Source organism: Chryseobacterium sp. Leaf394, assembly GCF_001424105.1.
In the GTDB taxonomy this organism is placed as follows: domain Bacteria; phylum Bacteroidota; class Bacteroidia; order Flavobacteriales; family Weeksellaceae; genus Chryseobacterium.
On sequence record NZ_LMQH01000002.1, the window covers coordinates 62005 to 82235 of the forward strand.

General features: G+C 34.3%; 19 protein-coding genes. All 19 read left to right on the forward strand.

Annotation, left to right across the window (positions count from 1 at the left end; translation table 11 throughout):
- Positions 1-135: 135 nt before the first annotated feature.
- The 19 genes from ASG21_RS00275 to ASG21_RS00365 all read left to right on the forward strand — a co-directional run bounded on the left by ASG21_RS00275 (position 136) and on the right by ASG21_RS00365 (position 20228).
- Entirely contained in the window at positions 136-675 is a 540-nt protein-coding gene (locus ASG21_RS00275) for a hypothetical protein (protein WP_056074457.1), read from the forward strand.
- An 84-nt stretch (positions 676-759) separates the two neighbouring features.
- Positions 760-1389 carry a hypothetical protein gene (locus tag ASG21_RS00280; RefSeq protein WP_056074458.1) on the forward strand — a complete coding sequence of 210 codons (630 nt, stop codon included), beginning with the start codon at positions 760-762 and terminating at the stop codon, positions 1387-1389.
- Positions 1390-1400: 11 nt separating this feature from the next.
- On the forward strand, positions 1401-3035 hold the full coding sequence (locus ASG21_RS00285; protein WP_056074461.1) for a hypothetical protein: 1635 nt from the start codon (positions 1401-1403) through the stop codon (positions 3033-3035).
- 664 nt (positions 3036-3699) lie between these two features.
- Positions 3700-4356 carry an acetyltransferase gene (locus ASG21_RS00290; protein ID WP_056074462.1) on the forward strand — a complete coding sequence of 219 codons (657 nt, stop codon included), beginning with the start codon at positions 3700-3702 and terminating at the stop codon, positions 4354-4356.
- A 299-nt stretch (positions 4357-4655) separates the two neighbouring features.
- Positions 4656-5984: a UDP-glucose/GDP-mannose dehydrogenase family protein gene (locus tag ASG21_RS00295; protein ID WP_056074464.1), complete on the forward strand. Its 1329-nt coding sequence runs from the start codon at positions 4656-4658 to the stop codon at positions 5982-5984.
- Positions 5985-6320: 336 nt separating this feature from the next.
- Positions 6321-7412, forward strand: a complete 1092-nt coding sequence (gene rfbB / locus ASG21_RS00300; protein ID WP_056074465.1) for a dTDP-glucose 4,6-dehydratase — start codon at positions 6321-6323, stop codon at positions 7410-7412.
- Between the two features lie 18 nt (positions 7413-7430).
- Positions 7431-7811 (forward strand): GxxExxY protein, encoded by a 381-nt coding sequence (locus ASG21_RS00305; protein ID WP_056074467.1) that lies wholly within the window; start codon positions 7431-7433, stop codon positions 7809-7811.
- A gap of 62 nt (positions 7812-7873) precedes the next feature.
- Entirely contained in the window at positions 7874-8734 is an 861-nt protein-coding gene (rfbA, locus tag ASG21_RS00310) for a glucose-1-phosphate thymidylyltransferase RfbA (RefSeq protein ID WP_056074469.1), read from the forward strand.
- Between the two features lie 171 nt (positions 8735-8905).
- A complete protein-coding gene (locus ASG21_RS00315) occupies positions 8906-9748 on the forward strand; it encodes an ABC transporter permease (protein ID WP_056074472.1) in 843 nt (280 codons plus the stop codon).
- A 1-nt stretch (position 9749) separates the two neighbouring features.
- Complete coding sequence (locus ASG21_RS00320) at positions 9750-10970, forward strand: ABC transporter ATP-binding protein (RefSeq protein ID WP_056074474.1); 1221 nt, start codon at positions 9750-9752, stop codon at positions 10968-10970.
- 49 nt (positions 10971-11019) lie between these two features.
- The gene (locus ASG21_RS00325) at positions 11020-12165 is read left to right on the forward strand and encodes an FkbM family methyltransferase (protein WP_056074477.1); all 1146 of its coding nucleotides are present in this window, start codon (positions 11020-11022) and stop codon (positions 12163-12165) included.
- 2 nt (positions 12166-12167) lie between these two features.
- On the forward strand, positions 12168-13250 hold the full coding sequence (locus ASG21_RS00330; RefSeq protein WP_056074479.1) for a DegT/DnrJ/EryC1/StrS family aminotransferase: 1083 nt from the start codon (positions 12168-12170) through the stop codon (positions 13248-13250).
- 1 nt (position 13251) lies between these two features.
- On the forward strand, positions 13252-13962 hold the full coding sequence (locus ASG21_RS00335) for a WbqC family protein (protein WP_056074486.1): 711 nt from the start codon (positions 13252-13254) through the stop codon (positions 13960-13962).
- On the forward strand, positions 13962-14909 hold the full coding sequence (locus ASG21_RS00340) for a hypothetical protein (RefSeq protein ID WP_056074488.1): 948 nt from the start codon (positions 13962-13964) through the stop codon (positions 14907-14909). Before ASG21_RS00335 ends, ASG21_RS00340 begins: the two co-directional genes overlap by 1 nt.
- Positions 14902-16284 (forward strand): GNAT family N-acetyltransferase, encoded by a 1383-nt coding sequence (locus tag ASG21_RS00345; protein WP_056074490.1) that lies wholly within the window; start codon positions 14902-14904, stop codon positions 16282-16284. Before ASG21_RS00340 ends, ASG21_RS00345 begins: the two co-directional genes overlap by 8 nt.
- The gene (locus ASG21_RS00350; protein WP_056074492.1) at positions 16269-17138 is read left to right on the forward strand and encodes a glycosyltransferase; all 870 of its coding nucleotides are present in this window, start codon (positions 16269-16271) and stop codon (positions 17136-17138) included. The genes ASG21_RS00345 and ASG21_RS00350 overlap by 16 nt, the downstream gene beginning before the upstream one ends.
- Complete coding sequence (locus ASG21_RS00355; RefSeq protein ID WP_056074494.1) at positions 17135-18052, forward strand: glycosyltransferase family A protein; 918 nt, start codon at positions 17135-17137, stop codon at positions 18050-18052. Before ASG21_RS00350 ends, ASG21_RS00355 begins: the two co-directional genes overlap by 4 nt.
- 410 nt (positions 18053-18462) lie before the next feature.
- Positions 18463-19287, forward strand: coding sequence for a glycosyltransferase family A protein (locus ASG21_RS00360; protein ID WP_056074496.1), 825 nt, complete (start codon positions 18463-18465; stop codon positions 19285-19287).
- Complete coding sequence (locus ASG21_RS00365) at positions 19284-20228, forward strand: glycosyltransferase (RefSeq protein ID WP_056074498.1); 945 nt, start codon at positions 19284-19286, stop codon at positions 20226-20228. Before ASG21_RS00360 ends, ASG21_RS00365 begins: the two co-directional genes overlap by 4 nt.
- Positions 20229-20231: the final 3 nt, after the last annotated feature.

Below are 20231 nucleotides of genomic sequence, written 5' to 3' on the forward strand. Positions count from 1 at the left end.
GGTAATTCGTCTGAATTGTAAAGTTAAAAAATTATCCTGTAAAATATCCCTTCCAGCGGATATTTTATTCGCTAAAAGAATAGATTAGTCATCGGCAACAGCAGAATTTAGTTCCATCATATTAATCCTTTTCCTATGAAAAAGTCTAAAATATCCTTGGAATCTTTTTTCTGGTCAGCAGAAGAGATTGAGAATCCTTTTGCACTGATCGACTCCTTTTTTGATTATGCAGATCTGGATTCACACAAGCAAATCCTGACAGGCGCAATGTTGTTTGTCCAAAAGAAAGAAGTTTACAATAGTGATTATCCGGGACAGTTATTTGTTTTTTACACTGCTTTCCGCTCTTTCCTGAAAGCCTGTGTAAGGATACAGCGCAAAGACAAAAAATGGAAGATCAAAAAAGCACCCGAAAGCTGGTCTTATCTGCATCAAGCTTCTCTATTAAAGGACGAATATCTTAATCCTTTCCTTGTTTTCCAAAGAGCATTTGCCGAAAAGACCATTGCCGAATTTGATTTCTTTCTCTGTGAGATCTTCCATCTTTCAGCATCTCCTTTCGTAGAAGAGTTTGTTGACATTGATCTAATAACACCGTATATCCATATGGTCAAAATGCTTGATGCAGCACAGTTGATGCGCGAGCGTGGAATAGAAAAGATCAAAAATACATGAAGGGTAATTCTGAATAATATATCCCTTTCTAGAATAGAATATCCTTCACTTCTTCGTCAACTTTACTAAAGCAAAATTATTGACATGAAAAAGAACACACCCTTTAGTAAAGAGAAACAGCTTGTACAAACAAGAGAGCAAGCTGAGATCGCATTAAGTATTTTGGTTCAGAATTCTCTAGGAGAAGATCTGGAAATTGGGACATTTAAACTGCTTGACGAATTGAATAATCCCAGACTTTCAGAACTGCTCGACAGCTATCCGGATTTGATTCAAGCATACGAATTGGAGAAATTACTATCAGGAAAGATTGATATCAAAGATGCAAGCGTCCAGGATGTCAAGACGGCAGGACTGCTGTCCTGTCTGCTATTACTCATTCATTTTTACTTTGACAAGGATAAAGGGAATTTGAGCAAATGCAAGGTCGATGATGTGACTCAATTTGATAGCATCAATTATATAATGAATGCAATCACTTCCGAGGAATGTATTAATGAGCTATTCCTACTAATATTATCAATAGTAGGAACTGATTACTTTAAGAAATATCAAGAAAACATGAAAGACCCTGATTTTGTTTTGAAACTGACTTTGGGATTTGACAGCAATCCCGAAATGGATTTACATATCGATATGATGGTATGGTTTGTCTTGGTCCGCTTATTTGTTGAGGCCATCTTTATATACTACGACAGTAATTATGAAACTTAAAACGATCAGCTATGAAAACTCCAAATAAATCTCCGTTTTCAGTTCTCGCCAACGAGTTCCTGGAAAATACATTGGATCAGCTTGTACACGACTATTCAATTGTTCAGATATTCTACAAGCAGGAAAAGAACTCAAAGAAATCACACCTGCTGATCTCCGTTTCTAAAAATGCAGATGCTGTAAAATTACAGTCAAAAAAATGGGTTGCGGAAGTCAGAGAACAATATCAGGTCTATATTTATTTTATTGATTATTCCAGACTCAAATATCAATTCTCAAAAGGTCATCCGTTCATCGAATACCAATGCCAACAATCATCAGTGATCTACCAGAATGAAGATTCAAGATATTCACTGTTGCGTCATCGATTATGGAAGAAATACCGTAAGTTGTTCTGCCGGTACGAGGATTTATTTCATCACGACCACGAAATTCGTCGGGTGCAGCTGGAAAGGCTTATAGCAGAGGATTCATGTAACAGTGTTTTCACCACTTTCGAAGAACTGATTGAGTATGATCTCGAATATCTGGAAGATTTGTACACCGGAAGCAGGATGAGTGATATTGATCTGAACCAAAGAATAAACAATTTGATTATTTACATTCCGGAACTCAAATCCTGTTTTGTTAGAAAAAATCAGCAGGAATACTTTATTACTGAACTCTTTTACAAAGCAAAAAAGGCAATTGAAGAAGGTGATATTATTTATGATACAGAAATGTTTGCATCATTACGTAATATTGAAGATTCGCTGTTTACATTCATCGAAGGCCGCTTTCATGAATTGAAACATCTGATCAAAAAACAATATGAAAAGATCTGCAATGCTGAGCAAAATGTAATTTTACCCGAAGAGTATCCGAAAGATGAAATACTTGATCTTGCTATCAACAAAATTCTGACTTTTACCGAACCGGAACAGATCTACTCTTTTCATAAAACAGTATATGGAGAAATAACAACTTTCTATCTGCTATTGATTGGTAAAAATTTGAATAATGAGAAACTGAAATCCATCAATCAATCCCTGAAGAGCATGTCCGGAGATCAATACGGATTTTTAATTCTTGGTCACGACCGATACTGGATCCAAAAGAATCTATATCAATACCAGAATTTCTTCTCTTACATTATGCAGGCTAAATATCTGGTCTATTCTTCAGATCAATTTCATCCGGAACTGCACTGGCAAATGCCATATCATCCACAACATAATGACCTGTATTTTCACTATAAGATTACCCTTGAAACCGCCTTGCAACTTAACAGATTATTAGATAGCGGTACAGAAATCTATCAGGGATTACCTAATATCTTCTCCTTATTTTTCCTGTCATTTTGCAGATCCTATATTTTTGTGAAAACCTATTATCTGCCAAACTATCTTACAAGCGAAGCCCTTTGGAAGTTGTGTATTTATGCTGATAAGGACATATACAGGCACAACCATCTATTTGAGCAGTTTTTTACAAACATATTCCCTTACATCGACTATAATATGAAAGTACACCATCAACTTACAAAAATCAATAAAGAAAAAGCAGATCAAATGAAAATGATTGTGGAAAAGCTCATGAACGAACTCAGGGAAAGTGTGATAGGGAGTAAATTATTAGATGACTTTGAGACAAATTATAATCATTAACAAAAGACAGAATGATGAGGTGAGTTAAATATCAATATAAATTATCAATCTTCAAATAAAAACCGTTGTGACAAATAGTGTATCAGAGTACTGAAAAGCAAATAAATACAAACCTTTGAATCTTTCACAAGAAATTAGATTTTAAGATCTCAGCAAAAAGAAATCTGTAAGGCCCAGATAGAAGAATTAATGAAGTTCCTCAAAACGATGACTCACATAAGATAACGAGAAGGTACTTAAAAAATTGCAGTGCCGCTGTAAAATCAAATACTTATCGTGATTGTTATAAGCTTCGGAGCAACTGATACTAAAAGTATCTTTGGCAAATTAATTTTTTAAAAAGATGTGATTACCGATATTATTCTATAACCTTTCATTTTAAAGATTATATTCAAAATACTCTACTTAACAAAACGTCACAAAAGATATCAACTTCTTAAAAACGTATTAAGTTTTATTCCTATAAGGATGGCAATCTTATCACTTCTATTAATAAATTAGTAAAAGGCAGACAAATTAAGCGTAGAATCACATTATGATTAATAGATTGTTTATATATTTACCACCGTTTATTCATATCTATAAAAACTAAACTCAACCTTAAAAACTACTTACTAAATGAAAATTACAAGCAAAAATCTAAAACATATAATATGCTATACTCATGAATAAAATTATTATTTATGGAGTAGGTAAACTTGCTGAATTTATTTACTACTCTTTTACGCATGATAGTAAGTATGAAGTTTCCGCATTTTGTGTAGATGAGGATTTTCTTCAGGCTGCCGGAGAATCAGTTTTCGGTCTTCCCATTCTCAGTTTTAATGATGTTCTCTTAAAATTCCCTCCGGACAGTTATTTAATGCATATTGCTGTAGGAAGAAACAGTGCAAGATCTTTTCTTTATCACAAAGTAGAACAGGCTGGTTATCAATTTGCCAACTATATATGTTCAAAAGCTAACGTGTGGCCTGATCTTGTAATTGGAAAAAATGTCTTTATCGATCAGGCAAGCGTAATACAACCTTTTGTCACTATAGAGAACAACTGCATTCTAATTAAAGCTGGTATAGGTCACCACTGTTCTATTGGAAGTGATTCGTTGCTTTCGGGAACTTCTATAGCAGGTAATGTAAAAATTGGAAAAGAGTGTTTTTTAGGATTGAATTCTGCCGTCAAAGAAAATATTTGTATTGGAAATTATAATATTGTAGGAGGAAGTTGCTTTATAGGCAAGGATACTGTAGATTATACTTTAACGTACCAAGACAGAAGTGTACAAAAGAAAAAAATATGTAAAAATCTTGTATTATTTAAATAAAACATTTTGACACAGAGATTATGTATACAGCCACACAAAAACTATTTTGTTTGGCTTTATTTTGAAGTATACAATATCAGAAATGAAGTTAAAAAATAATCAACCAGTTTTTTTACTGTACCTTCCCAGATATTAAAAATAATACTTTAGTGAGTCTTAAAAACTTCTTCCAACTTTACTAATGTTAATAATTGTATAAACAGTTTTTCATATCATTCTGAACTAACTTATCACTTATTTAAAAGACCGTTCTACAATTTTTAGTATTTTTGTCGAAAATTTATTAAAAACATACAATTTTGAATATTACTATTGTAGGAACTGGCTACGTAGGTCTGGTTACCGGAACCACACTTGCAGAACTTGGAAACTCGGTGTACTGTGTAGATATCGATGAAAAAAAAGTAGAAGGCATGAAGCAGGGCATTGTCCCGATCTATGAGCCGAATCTTGAAGAAATGTTCCTCAGAAACATTCAGTCTGAAAGACTGTTTTTTACTACCAATCTAAAAGAAGCTTTAGATAAAAGCGAGGTCATCTACCTTGCCCTTCCTACTCCACCTGGTGAAGACGGATCTGCAGATCTTTCCTACGTTCTGAGAGTTGCCAATGATATTGGTGAAATGATGACGGAATACAAAGTGATCGTTAATAAAAGTACCGTTCCCGTAGGCACCGCAGATAAAGTACGGGAAACTATTTCTGCAAAGACCAATATCAGCTTTGATGTAGTTTCCAACCCTGAATTCTTACGAGAAGGTTTTGCTGTAGAAGATTCTATGAACCCTGCGAGAGTGGTTGTAGGTTCAGGTTCGGATAGAGCAAAAGATATTATGGCTCAGATCTACCAACCATTTACCAATACCGGAATTCCTATTATATTTATGGATGAGAAATCATCCGAACTCACGAAATATGCATCCAACTCATTTTTAGCGGTAAAAATCACTTTTATGAACGAGATTGCCAACTACTGTGAAATAGTAGGTGCCGATGTCGACAAAGTAAGACTTGGTATGGGCAGCGACGACAGAATTGGCCACCGTTTCCTTTTCCCGGGGATCGGATATGGCGGAAGCTGTTTTCCAAAAGATGTGAAGGCACTGATTAAATCAGGGAAAGATGATGGATTTAATTTCCAGATTTTAGAGGCTACCGAAAATGTAAACACTTCACAAAAAGTAATCCTGGTATCTGAAATTGAAAAATATTTCGGAGGTAACCTTGAAGGAAAGAAAATTGCGGTGTGGGGACTGGCTTTTAAAGCCAATACAGACGACATCAGAGAAGCCTCTTCTTTAGACAATATAAAACTTCTTCTTGAGAAAGGTGCACAGATCGTTGCCTATGACCTTATCGCAGAAGAAAATGTAAGAAAAATATTAGGTGACAAAATATCCTACGGCAACACCATGTATGATGCACTGGAAGGCGCAGACGCATTATTTATCGCAACAGAATGGCCGGAATTTAAAAATCCGAATTTTAATCTGATGGCTAAAAAAATGACCGGTAAAGCGATATTTGACGGAAGAAACATGTTCCCGCTGGAAATTCCTGAGCAGAATGGATTTTTCTATAAATCTATAGGAAGGAAAACTGTGGGTCAGGAGCCAGAGCAAAAGTAAGAAGAGTCATTCAGAAGAGCCAGGGTAAAAGTAAAAAGAGCCAGGGGCGAATGAATATTTTGATACCGGAAACCGGAAGTTTGGAAGCCACAAAGGGTTTCAATATTAATATCTGCAGGTGAAACCTATGGTAATTGGCAAAAAATATTCAGAACCCGATAGGTTTCAAAAATAATAGCCTTTGGATCTGGGATAAAAAAAATCCGGAACCCGGCAGGGTTCAACAATAATAACCGTGGGTGAAACCCATGGATCAAAGTTAAAAATCAATTCGGAACCCGGCAGGGTTCAATATGAATAACTGCAGCTGAAATCTGCAGGAAATGCATACACACTATGAAAAACATTATCATCACCGGAGGTGCCGGTTTCATTGGTTCACACGTTGTCCGTGAATTTGTAAAAAACAATCCGGATTCTACTATCATCAATCTTGATGCTTTAACATACGCCGGAAATTTAGAAAACCTGAAAGATATCGAAAACGAACCCAATTATGTTTTCGAAAAAGCAGATATCACAAAACCTGAAGAATTAAGAAAGGTTTTTGAAAAATACAATCCGGACGCGGTAGTGCACCTGGCTGCCGAATCTCATGTTGACAGAAGTATTACAGATCCCAATGCATTCATCAATACGAATGTGAACGGAACTGCAAACCTGCTGAACCTCTGCATCGAATTCTGGACGCTAAACCCAGATCACACGCACGGAAGATTTCCAAACGAGCCGAGAAAAAATTTATTCTATCACGTGTCAACCGATGAGGTTTACGGAAGCTTAGGTGAAACAGGATTCTTTTTAGAAACCACACCTTACGATCCTCAATCTCCGTATTCAGCTTCCAAAGCTGCTTCAGACCACTTGGTAAGAGCTTACGGAAACACCTATGGAATGCCGTTTATCCTGTCCAACTGTTCAAACAATTACGGGCCGAACCATTTCCCTGAGAAGTTGATCCCACTTTGTATTTCAAATATCATCAATGAAAAACCATTACCAATTTACGGTGACGGAAAATATACAAGAGACTGGTTATTTGTAATCGACCACGCCAAAGCCATCCACCAGATTTTCAACGAATCAAAAACGGGAGAAACATACAACATCGGAGGTTTCAACGAGTGGCAGAATATTGATTTGGTGAAAGAACTCATCAAACAAATGGATGAAAAGCTTGGAAATCCTGCAGGACATTCTGAAAAACTGATCACTTACGTAAAAGACAGGCCAGGTCATGATAAGCGTTATGCTATTGATGCTACAAAACTAAATAAAGACCTTGGATGGAAACCTTCAGTAACATTTGAGCAAGGATTAGGAAAAACAATCGATTGGTTCTTAGAAAACAAAGAGTGGTTAGAAAATATCACTTCGGGTGATTATCAGAAATACTATGCTTCGCAATATACAAATGACTCGAATTAAAACGAATTTCACAAATTGATGGAAGAGAAAATCATCTACAAGGACGAAAGTTATAAGATTATCGGAATTTGTATGAATATTCATTCCATTATGGGATTTGGTTTTTTAGAGGCGGTATATGCAGAGTTATTAGAAAAGGAATTTATTAAAAACAATATTCCTTATCAGCGAGAAGTAAAGCTAAATTTATTTTTCAACGGTGAGAAATTAGATAAAAAGTACAATGCTGATTTTGTCTGTTACGATGATATCATTTTAGAGATAAAATCTGTATCATTTCTGCACGACAATTTCACTAAACAGACATTAAACTATCTAAAAGCGACTCATAAAAAACTAGGTTTACTCATCAATTTTGGCGAGAAATCCTTAAAACACAAAAGAATAATTAATTTGTAACCAAAACAGAATCTAAGTAGAATTAGTGTAATTCGAAAAAATTCGTGTAATTCGTATTTAAAATGAAAGGTATCATATTAGCCGGAGGTTCCGGAACAAGACTTTATCCACTGACGATCGCTGTAAGCAAGCAGCTGATGCCGGTGTACGATAAGCCAATGATTTACTATCCGCTGTCAACATTACTGCTGGCTGGGATAAAAGATATTTTAATCATCACTACTCCTCATGATCAGGCAGGATTTATCAAACTTTTGGGTGACGGTTCGCAGATCGGGTGTAATATTGAATATAAGGTTCAGCCAAGTCCGGACGGACTGGCACAGGCATTTATCCTTGGCGAACAGTTTATCGGAAACGATGCTGCTGCTTTGGTTTTGGGAGATAACATCTTTTACGGTTCTGAAATGGGAACATTGCTTCAAAACAAAACCAACCCGGACGGAGGTGTTGTTTTCGCTTACCACGTTGCCGATCCTGAGCGATATGGTGTGGTAGAATTTGATGAAAATCTGAAAGCTGTTTCTATTGAAGAAAAACCGACTCAGCCAAAGTCAAATTACGCTGTTCCGGGATTATATTTTTACGATAACGAAGTTGTAGAAATTGCCAAAAACATCCAGCCATCCCCACGTGGCGAACTGGAAATCACTGATATCAACAACGTTTATCTACAAAAAGGCAAACTTGAAGTAGGTGTACTCGACAGAGGAACGGCGTGGCTTGATACCGGAACTTTTGATTCCCTAAATGACGCGTCAGAATTCGTAAGAGTCATTGAAAAAAGGCAGGATTTCAAAATCGGATGCATTGAGGAGATTGCTTTCAGAAACGGTTTTATCAATGAAGAAAAACTGTTGGAAACCGCTGCTAAATATGGTAAAAGCGGCTACGGAGAGTATCTGAAGAAACTGATAAAGTAGCAGGAAACAGGGTGGTATAGTTGTTTAGTGATTTAGCGGTAAACTTTTTAGTACTGATCCCAAATCTTCAAAACACAATTCCACCTGGCTCTTTTCACTTTTTACCTGGCTCTTTTCCTCCTCCGTCTCTATACTTTTAAAAACACTAAATTTGCAACAAAAATTCCCTCTTTGAAAACCACAGTATACACATCTGATAAGAAGACCCACTTTTTCCAGGAACTGAAATCAATTTTTCAGGATACCAAGTCATCTAATTTTTTGGCTTATCAAATGGCTAAACGGGATTTACAATCTCAGTACCGACAATCTTTTTTAGGGTTCTTCTGGGCATTTATGCCAATTATCACCAATTCTTTAGTATGGATTTTTCTAAGCAGTTCAGGAACTGTGAATATTAATGCAGATCAAAGCCTCCCCTACATTGCGTTTGTTGTTATAGGAACAACGCTATGGAGTATCTTCAGTGAGACACTCTTTATTCCTCTGACGTCAGTGAATGGTGCCAGAGGTTTGCTTTCCAAAATCAATTTTCCGAAAGAAGCACTTCTGATGTCCGGGCTTTATAAAATGATATTTAATCTCATTCTAAAACTCATATTAATTGTCGGAGTACTTGTGGTGTATGGAATCAATCCTGGTGTTGGCATTCTCTATTTCCCATTAATTTTAGCAGTAATCATCGTGTTTTCCCTCAGCGTAGGTTTACTGTTTACACCTATTGGCCTTATTTATACAGATATCAGTAAAATAGTAACAACGGGAGTATCCTTTATGATGTACATTACCCCAGTCGTTTATGCGGTTCCTAAACAGGGTCTTTTTAAAAAACTTTTTGAACTTAATCCGCTTACGTTTTTATTTAATGATGCCAGAAGTAGTCTCACCAATATGAACCTTCAAAACATCACATTTTCATTGGTATTGGCAGGGATTAGTTTTATTCTGATGTTGGTAGGAATGGTAATTTTCCGAAAATCAATGCCTATTATAATCGAAAAAATCGGTGGATGAGATGAAGAATGAAGAAAAAGAAGTTTTAGTTTCAGTACAGAATGTATCCAAGAAATTTTCTATGGATCTGAAATCCTCTCTGAAATACGGAGCATCAGATATTATTAAAAGTACATTAGGAATAAAGATCAACAAAGATCTCCGTCCTAAAGAATTCTGGGCAGTAAAAGACATCAGCTTCGAACTTCGCAGAGGCGAATGCATCGGTTTAATCGGCCACAACGGTGCAGGAAAAAGCACATTACTAAAAGTACTTAACGGTCTCTATGCTCCAGACAAAGGGCAGATTGTAATGAAAGGCAAGATTGGGGCACTCATTGAATTGGGAGCAGGCTTTAATCCTATTTTGACAGGAAGAGAAAATATTTACAGCAATGCGTCTATTTTAGGCTTTACCAAAAAAGAGGTTGAAGACAGAATGGATTCTATCGTAGAGTTCTCTGAAATTGGGGAGTTCATTGACATGCCTATTCAAAACTACTCTTCTGGAATGAAAGTAAGACTTGGTTTTGCAATAGCGTCCCACCTCCAACCAGATGTTCTGATTATAGATGAAGTACTTGCCGTAGGTGATTTGGGATTTGTTTTAAAATGTTTCAAAAAAATAGATGAATTATTACCAAATACAGCATTAATATTTGTTTCTCACAGTATGCCCATGGTATCCAGAATTTGTAATGAAATAATTTTAATGGATCATGGTGCTGTGATATATCAAGGGGCTAATACGGGAAAAGGAATTGATCTGTATTATGACATGTTTAAAACGGAGGAGGATAGCGAAATCGTTTTTGATACTGGAGAAATTCTTTTATTAAATACAAAAATTATTGACAAAGAAAAAAAAGACAATTTTTATAATATTGAATGGAATAGTAATTTTACCATTGAATTAGAAATTAAAAATACAAACCTCAAAAATATTCCTTATACTGTATTTGCAATATATGATAAGGAACAACGTGCAATAGCCGAAATACTACCAGAAAATCAATTTTTTGAGGATAGGTTCGACAATGATAGTGCTATTAAAATTCGTTTCCAAGTTAACAATTTCAACTTCTCAAAGGGATTATATTCAGTTACCGTGACCTTTAGCAAGTCCCCAAATTCTGATATTCTTTATAAAGAACATAGGGTTATTAATATTACAATATCCAATACAGAGCAGAATTGGACCCCTATTTTACTCGATTCCAGTATGGTAAGAGTTGATGACTAAATTTTCTTGGTAAGATAATACTTACCAAATTACAAAACATATACAGATCATGAACAATTTTGAAAAAGCACTTACAGACAATCTTAAAAGGTCTTTAAATAACAATTACGGGAGAGAAAACTTTGATGAAGAAAGATTTGGTGAATATATTCCAGAGATTACGAGTGAAGTTGACAGAGTTTCCAAAAAAACAACGAAATCAATAGGGCTTAAACAATCAGTAAAAAACCTTATAAAAAATGTTATTTACCGAAAATCAAAACCCAAAACTCCCAGCCCATATCCCTTATTAGTTGAATACGCTGAAAGATTAGATTTTCTATATAAAAATTTAAACAGAAATGGCAAAAATTTGCTCGTCAGTTTAGTTTCATATAGATTACTTGGCTATACAAAAGTAAAACTCCCACGCAACAATAAGGAGTATTGGAGTGCTTTAGAAAAAGTAAAAGATCTTAAAATCAAGGGTGAAACCATAAACCCAAATTTTCTACATTATGTATTGGAAAAATTTGACTTAAATCCCTTGGGTTATAAAATTGCTTTTTTCTTTGTAGAAATAGGAATTGTCATAGATTTTATTTTAGAGCAATATGCTTACAAAGAAAATGGCAAAACGATAGTTGGTGTCGAAAAAGGAGATGTAGTTTTAGATATCGGTGGCTGTTGGGGAGATACTGCTTTATATTTTGCGGCAAAAACTGGTAAAACAGGAAAAGTTTATTCATTTGAGTTTATACCAAATAATATTCAAATTCACAAAAAGAATACTCAATTGAATCCAGAATTAAACTCAATCATCAAACTTGTAGAAAATCCTGTATCAGATATCTCAGATGAAAAAATTTATTATGTAGACAATGGACCATCAAGTCAGATTTCCTCCGAAGACTTTGAAAATAGAACCGGTACTACAACTACTATTTCAATAGATGACTTTGTTAATAGAAATAAGATTGACAAAGTAAATTTCATAAAAATGGACATCGAGGGAGCAGAGCCTTTAGCTTTACAAGGAGCTATAGATACTATAAAAAAATTCCGTCCTAAACTTGCTATAGCTATCTATCACAGCATGGAAGACTTTGTAAACATACCGAAATGGATTATTGATCTAAATTGTGGATATGAACTCTCATTGGGACATTATACAATTAACGCAGAAGAAACAATCATTTTTGCTAAAGTAAAATAATTATGATTCCTGTAACAAAACCATTTCTTCCACCTCAAGAAGAATATGAAAAATATATTGCTGGTATCTGGACAAGAAAGTGGCTCACCAATATGGGGCCTCTTTCGAGCCAATTAGAAATGGAACTGAAAGACCATTTGCAGGTTCCTCATTTGCTGTTTGTGTCGAACGGAACTGTTGCACTTCAAATGGCAATCAAAGCACTTGATCTAAAAGGTGAAATTATTACTACCCCTTTTTCTTTTGTCGCAACTACGAGTTGTATTGTATGGGAAAGTTGTCAACCAATATTTGTTGATATTGACCAAAATTCTTTAAATATTGATGCCTCAAAAATTGAAGCAGCCATTACAGAAAAAACCTCAGCTATTTTAGCTACACATGTCTATGGCAATCCTTGTGATGTTGCACAAATTGAAAAGATTGCAAAAAAGCATAATTTAAAAGTTGTATACGATGCTGCACATGCTTTTGGCGTGGAAATAGACGGAAAATCAATATTTGAATTCGGGGATATTTCTACATGCTCGCTACATGCAACAAAGCTATACCATTCTGTTGAAGGTGGCTTACTGATTTCTACAGATGCAGAATTACTTAAGAAATTGGCATACATTAGAAATTTTGGTTTTGACGGCCCTGAAAATTTTGCGGAATTGGGACTTAATGGCAAAAACTCCGAATTTCATGCAGCAATGGGATTGGCGAATTTAAAATATATAAAATTAATTCAGGAGAAAAGAGCAATCTTAGTAAAACAATACGATGAAAAATTATCGACTTTAAAAGCCAGAAGACCAATTTGGCATCCACAATCTGAAAATAACAATTCATACTATCCAATAGTTTTTGAAGACGAAGAACTTCTCCTGAAGAGTATCAATCATCTACAGAGTTACGGCATTTTCTCAAGAAGATATTTTTATCCTTCTTTAGCTTCGGCACTTCCTTATATTGAGGCGAAAAGTTTGGAGATTGCAGACGATATTGCAAAAAGAGTCTTGTGCCTACCCCTATATTATGACCTAACGCTTGAAGAGGTTGATTTAATTTGTCGCTTATTACTAAGGGCACAAAATAACTAAGATGAAAGTAGCTATAATGCAACCCTATTTTATGCCGTACATCGGTTATATCAGTTTGATAAAACATACTGACAAATTTATATTATTTGACGTCGTGCAATTCATAAAACACGGTTGGATTGAACGAAATAGAGTACTTAAACAGAATGATGGGTGGTTGTACTTACAAGTTCCGTTAAAAAAACATGGCAGAGATATTTTGATAAAGGATTGTGTTATTGATAACTCAAAAAATTGGAAGACTAAGATATTATCACAATTAGAAATCTACAAAAAAAAGGCACCCTACTATTATAAAACAATCAGTATTATAAATGATATTTTTTCACAAGAGTATAATGATATAGTTGCACTTAACAAAGTTTCTTTAGAAAAAATATGTGCATACTTAGGAATCTATAAGACTCTTCATGTTTTTTCAGAAATGAACCTGAAAATAGATGAGCCAAATTCAGGGGACGAATGGGCATTAAATATTTGTAAAAAATTAGACGGAGAAATTCACTACATTAATCCTATTGGTGGGCTTGATTTCTTTGATACACAAAAATATCATGAAATGGATATAGATATTTCATTTCAAAAAATGAATCTATCAAATTATGATCAGAAAAGAAACACTTTTGAAAACGGATTATCTATCATTGACGTAATGATGTTCAACTCCCCTGATGAAATAAATGATATGTTAAATAATTTTGAATTATTGTAATGGATATGGCTATAGGAGGTTATTTTGAATTGGAACTTTCAAAAAAAAGCAATTTATTCCCAGATTATTTAGCCCTTAATTCAGCAAGAAACTGTCTTGAGTACATTTTAAGATTATCAATCTATAATAATATATTCATTCCATACTATACATGTGATGTCTTGCTCGAACCTCTACAAAAATTAAACATCACATATGAATTCTATGATGTTGACTTCAATTTAGAACCAATATTTGATTTTTCTCTTCTTAAAAAAGAAGATGCTTTTTTATACACAAACTATTTTGGTCTGAAAAATACCTTTGTAAAAAACTTATCAGCTAAAATTCCAGGTAACATCATCATTGACAATGCACAAGCTCTATTTGCAGAACCTGTTAAAAATATTCCTACTTTCTATTCTCCACGAAAATTCGTTGGTGTACCTGACGGAGGATTTGTAACTTGTAACTTAGATCCTAGTATCACATTCGGTAAGGATTCAAGTTATGAAAGGATGTCACATCTCTTAAAAAGAATAGACACTTCAGCTGAATCAGGCTATGGAGATTTTAAGAGAAATGATAAATCTCTAGAGAATCAACCCATTAAACTGATGTCTGATCTTACAAAACTACTTTTGATGAATATTGACTTTCATTTTGTAAAAGAACAAAGACAGAGAAACTTCCAATTCCTTCATGACAAACTTAAAAAAAAGAATCTTTTATCCATTTCATATAACCATGATAGCATTCCTATGGTATATCCATTCCGGACTAAAGATCCGCTTGTGAAAGAAAAGCTGATCAATCAAAAAATTTATTGCGCTTCTTACTGGCCGAATGTTATAGATTGGTGCAGTGCAGAACAAAACTCCCATATTCTTGCAAAAGAGATTGTAGCATTGCCTATAGATCAAAGATATTCAGTTGAGGACATGGAAAAAATTCTTCAATATGTATAATATTTTAATAAGACCATTAATTGAGGAGGACGCAGAAACCTCTTATCTCTGGAGAAATGATTCAGAAATATGGAAATATACTGGCAAAAGACCTATGCATAAAGTCACGCCGGAAATTGAGTTAGATTGGATAAAAAAGATTTTGAGTGAGAAGTCAAGCAAAAGATTTGCAATTTTATGTGATAATAAATATGTTGGAAATGTGCAATTGACTGACATCACAGATACAAATGCACAATTTCATATTTTCATTGGAGATAAAAATTATTGGAATAAAGGAATTGCCTCGCTCGCTACCTATAAAATATTGCATTACGCAAAATATACATTAAAGCTTGAAGAGATCTATTTATTAGTTAATTCTGATAATCTATCGGCTATTAAATCCTACAAAAAAAATAATTTTGTTTCAACTACACATCAGGAAAAAGATGGCTGGCTGAAGATGTATTGTAATTTGTCAAATCTAAAACCTGCGAAAGTTAGTGTTTTTATGATGGTCTACAATCATGCGGAATATTTAAAGAAAAGTTTGGATGGGATATTAATGCAAAAATGTAATTTCACTTATGAAATTGTGATAGGTGAAGATTTTTCGACAGATAATTCTAGGATTATTTTACAAGACTATAATTACAAGTTTCCAGGGAAATTTAATTTGTTACTACACAATGAAAATATTGGTGCGCATAAAAACCAAGAATTAACTTTTAAGAACTGTAGTGGAGAATATATTGCAGTCTGCGAAGGTGATGATTATTGGACTGATCCATTGAAACTTCAAAAGCAAATAAACTTTTTGGAGGATAATAAAGACTTTAGCATCTGCTTTCACAATGTAGAAGAAATTGATATAGAAGGAAATATAAGAAGTGAGAGAATTCTAAAGTCGGAATTTTCAGAAAAAGTATATACAATAGAAGATCTTTCAAAAGTAAATTTTATTCATACCCCTTCTGTGGTTTTTAGAAAAAATTATTCTCAACTTCCAGAATTTTTCGAGTTCTGCCCGATTGGCGATTATCCTCTGCATCTAATCAATGCACAGTATGGAAAAATAAAATATTTCCCTGATAAAATGGCTTGCTACAGAATTGGAAGCGGGATTTGGAGCAAACAGGATGTGAAAACACAGATATTGAAAACTGTGTACACAATTACTTATTTGATAATGTATTTCAAAAACAATGCAGTTGTAAAACAAAATCTTGAAAATCAAGTAAGATTACTTTTAGAAGAAGCGACAGTAACTAAAAAAATTATTCTTGATGCCGATTATAAAGATTTGTATCTTATTTCTAAAAAAATGTATATAGGAAACATCCTTCAACTTTTAAAAATAAAAATTCTTAGTAAAATATGGAAGACAAATTAATATCCATATGCATTCCAACGTATAACGGCGAAAAGTACCTTCAAGAAAGTTTAGATTCCATCAAACAACAGACCTATAAAAACATTGAAGTTATCATTTCCGATGACCAATCAAAAGACCGCACCCTCGAAATCTGTGAGCAATTTAAACGCGAAGTAAATTTTCCAGTTCATATACATTCTCATATTCCATCTGGTATTGGTGCGAATTGGAATAATTCTATTGAAAAATCTAATGGTTTTTATGTCAAAATACTCTTTCAAGACGATGTGATGGTACCTGAATGTTTAGAATCAATGGTGCAACATCTAATAAATCATAAGCTCGAAATTGTTGTTTCTAAAAGGAAAATCATAGATCAGAATTCAAATGAAATTACTGAAGGGAGTTGGTATGAAAACTTTAACGATCTGCAGAAACCCGCAGGTATGGAGATTAATAAATTTGTCATATTAAAAAGAAAGAATTTAAGAACTCTGAATTTTGAAAGATACTCCATTGACAATATTATTGGCGAGCCGTGCGTAAGTCTATTTACAAGAAAACTTTACAGCCGTGTAGGCCCCTTTAATATCAAGTCTAAACAGATTTTAGATTATGAATACTGGCTTCGGGTACTCGCTTTCTATGATATTGGAATTATACCAGAAAAATTAATGAAATTCAGGCATCATGACGAGCAGGCATCTAATGTAAATACACAATCAAAATTATACGAAGGAGACATTATTTTGAATCTTTTGTACACTAAACATATCCTCTACATTGACAGAAAAAAAGCAAAATATTATCTTGTAAAAAAATATCCACTGCTAAGAAAACTGATTTTACTTCGTTATAAAATTTTTCCATGAAACGGAAACTCGCCATCGTAATACCTTACTACAAGATTGATTTCTTTGAAGAAACACTGAAGTCTGTCGCTCGACAGAGTAATAAAAATTTTGTCTTATATATCGGGAACGATGCAAGCCCGCATAATCCTCTTCCTCTGATCACAAAATACTTCAATTCAGATCAGTTTATCTATTTTGAGTATAATGATAATTTAGGAAATAAAAATCTTGCTCTTCAATGGGAACGTATTCTCGACAATGTACAGGAAGAATGGTTTCAGATTTTGGGCGATGATGATATGATTGCAAATAATTTTGTTGGTGAATTTTACAAAAGTTTACCAGTTTTAGAAAAAGAGAATATTACTGCATTTAAAACTACACATAATTGGATTGATAAAAATAATAATCTGTTGGAATCTTTTAATTATAAAGAAGATTTTTTAGAATCTGTACATTTCATCATGAAAAAATATTCTGGTGAAGTAAAAAGCAGCCTTTCAGAAAACATTTTTGCAACAAAGATGTGGAGAAAATTTAGATTTCAGCAATTGCCTCTAGCATGGGGAAGTGACGATCTGGCACTGCTTCAGTTTTCCGGATACAAAAGAATCTTTTACAATATGAATACAAAGGTGTTGGTTCGTATTTCTACATCCAGCATATCAGGTTCGTCAAAATTCGATCGAGACAAAGAATTTGCCATCCAGATTTTTCGTGAAAAAATTATTTTAGAAAACACTTCAATATTTCCACCAATTTTTATCAACGAGATCATAGATCAATACCTATACAAAGCACACGTCGAGAACTTTCCTGTAAAATATCTGATTGCTTTCCAGGTCTTAAAAAGAAACGGGATTATTGCATTTCTGAAAACCCTTCGTAAAATTTTCTATATAAAAAAAATTCATAAAAATCAATCATCTTAAAGTACAGACTGGTAAAACTTCTACACAGTTTGAGGCTCATCAAAATACCAAACTAAAAAAATTTTGTATGCAGATTATTCAAAATAATCTGAATATTTTTTTCATCTGTTAAATCATAATTTTATATGCTTCATTACAGATCAGTACTAATGTTTTACACTAGCGAAACGTCACTAAGACTTCAACTTAACATAAAATAATATTCCCTAAAACATGATGTACATCGTATTTTTTTTATTAGTTTCGGTAAACTAACAATCAAAATATCTCTTTATGGCACGTAACAATTTACTGACTGAGCTAAATTAAGCAGAACAAATCCGATGAAACCATGCCAAATCAGATTAAAACCCCTTAATAAGTCACGTTAATACCCTAATTTTAATATCTTTGCGGTTGAAAAACACGGTATGTCCCAACCACTTATTTCTATCATCGTTCCCTGCTACAATCAGGCACAGTATCTTGACGAATGTCTGCAGTCTGTCATTGACCAGACCTATCAAAACTGGGAGTGCATTATTATTGATGACGGTTCGCCTGATCACACAGGAGAAATCGCAAAAAGCTGGGCTGAACGGAATTCCCGCTTCAAATATTTCAGAAAAGAAAACGGCGGTGTCTCTGCAGCAAGAAATTTTGGGATTGAAAAGGCTGAGGGAGAATGGATTTTACCATTGGATGGGGACGACAGTATCTCCAACCAATATTTAGATTTGGCATCAAAAGAATTTTCAGACAACGACATTGTTTACTGTAAAGGAGAATACTTTGGAGAAAAACAGGGTGAGATTATAGTTGATCATTTCAACGCTGTCGAAATCCTTTTAGAAAACCAGATTTTCTGTACCGCCTTCTTTAAAAAACAGGACTGGAAAAACACCGAAGGTTTCGATGAATCCATGCAAAAAGGCTATGAAGACTGGGATTTTTGGTTAGGAATACTCAACCTGAAACACGCAGGTCTTAAAGTAAAAAAAATCAACTACTCAGGTTTTAAGTACAGAATAAAAAGTACTTCAAGAAATACTGTGGCTATGCAGGAAGAAGACCTCAACATCAGAAAATATCTTTGTAAAAAATACCCTGAACTCTATCTTGACAATATAAAATCATTTGCAGATATTTTTTTTGAGAAAAGAAAATTAGATAAGCAAAATCAGCAATTGAAAAAGATCCTCACCAGCAAAAGACACCAGTTTGTCGATAAAATTTTTAATCTCCTGAAAATATGAAAATATCTGTAGCCATCTGCACCTACAACGGAGAAAAATATCTTGCTGAACAGCTGGACAGTATTCTCAGCCAGACTGTGAAAGCAGACGAAATCGTAATCTGCGACGATGGATCAAAGGACGGCACTGTGGAAATGCTGCAGCAGTATCAGAGGCAACATCCCGCATTATTTAAAATTATGATCAACGAAACGAATCTGGGATATTTTAAAAATTTTGAGAAAGCCATCTATTCCTGTACGGGAGATACTATTATCACCAGTGATCAGGATGATATCTGGAAACTGAATAAGATTGAAGCCACCCAAAGTTTTTTTCTTGAAAACCCCGAATTTGAAGGTGTTTTTAATGATCTGGAAATTATTAATAACGGTAAAAAAATACTCGAACCTTCTTATCTCAACTGGAAACATATTTCCTATTCATTTATAGAAGAAAATATCAAAAACAACACACTGTTTTTACATCAGCAAATGCTGGGAAGTTTTGTGTTGGGTTGTGCACTGGCTGTTAAACGCTCTGCCCTGAAGCAGTACGGGCTCAGTAATTTTGAAATCGCCCACGATTATTTTATAGCCCAGAAGCTGGCTTCAAAAGGGAAACTTGGTTTCATCCCGGCAACGCTCTCCTCTTACCGGCAGCATGACGAACAGGTGTGCGGCCTGCGCGAAGCATTCAGAAATCCTGAAGAGAAGGATTCACAGAAGAGCGTGGCATCCGCTTTTCATCAGATCGTTGGTCCGTCACTGTTAGCAGTTAAAAAATATCAGCAGTTATATCCCGATGAGGATGTAAAGAAAACACCTGTATACAGCTTTTTTATTGAAAACAGAAACACATACCTGTCTGAACTCTCCTTTTTCCAAAGAAAAAAATACATCCTGCAGTGTGTCCGTCACCGGTATTTAGATTTACAACTGACGGATCTGTTCAAACATTAAATA

Coding starts and splice junctions, on each gene's coding strand:
- ASG21_RS00345 (WP_056074490.1), top strand. CDS start 14,902: ATGTATAATATTTTAATAAGACCATTAATTGAGGAGGACGCAGAAACC.
- ASG21_RS00275 (WP_056074457.1), top strand. CDS start 136: ATGAAAAAGTCTAAAATATCCTTGGAATCTTTTTTCTGGTCAGCAGAA.
- ASG21_RS00340 (WP_056074488.1), top strand. CDS start 13,962: ATGGATATGGCTATAGGAGGTTATTTTGAATTGGAACTTTCAAAAAAA.
- ASG21_RS00355 (WP_056074494.1), top strand. CDS start 17,135: ATGAAACGGAAACTCGCCATCGTAATACCTTACTACAAGATTGATTTC.
- ASG21_RS00280 (WP_056074458.1), top strand. CDS start 760: ATGAAAAAGAACACACCCTTTAGTAAAGAGAAACAGCTTGTACAAACA.
- ASG21_RS00335 (WP_056074486.1), top strand. CDS start 13,252: ATGAAAGTAGCTATAATGCAACCCTATTTTATGCCGTACATCGGTTAT.
- rfbA (WP_056074469.1), top strand. CDS start 7,874: ATGAAAGGTATCATATTAGCCGGAGGTTCCGGAACAAGACTTTATCCA.
- ASG21_RS00330 (WP_056074479.1), top strand. CDS start 12,168: ATGATTCCTGTAACAAAACCATTTCTTCCACCTCAAGAAGAATATGAA.
- ASG21_RS00350 (WP_056074492.1), top strand. CDS start 16,269: ATGGAAGACAAATTAATATCCATATGCATTCCAACGTATAACGGCGAA.
- rfbB (WP_056074465.1), top strand. CDS start 6,321: ATGAAAAACATTATCATCACCGGAGGTGCCGGTTTCATTGGTTCACAC.
- ASG21_RS00365 (WP_056074498.1), top strand. CDS start 19,284: ATGAAAATATCTGTAGCCATCTGCACCTACAACGGAGAAAAATATCTT.
- ASG21_RS00320 (WP_056074474.1), top strand. CDS start 9,750: ATGAAGAATGAAGAAAAAGAAGTTTTAGTTTCAGTACAGAATGTATCC.
- ASG21_RS00290 (WP_056074462.1), top strand. CDS start 3,700: ATGAATAAAATTATTATTTATGGAGTAGGTAAACTTGCTGAATTTATT.
- ASG21_RS00305 (WP_056074467.1), top strand. CDS start 7,431: ATGGAAGAGAAAATCATCTACAAGGACGAAAGTTATAAGATTATCGGA.
- ASG21_RS00285 (WP_056074461.1), top strand. CDS start 1,401: ATGAAAACTCCAAATAAATCTCCGTTTTCAGTTCTCGCCAACGAGTTC.
- ASG21_RS00360 (WP_056074496.1), top strand. CDS start 18,463: ATGTCCCAACCACTTATTTCTATCATCGTTCCCTGCTACAATCAGGCA.
- ASG21_RS00325 (WP_056074477.1), top strand. CDS start 11,020: ATGAACAATTTTGAAAAAGCACTTACAGACAATCTTAAAAGGTCTTTA.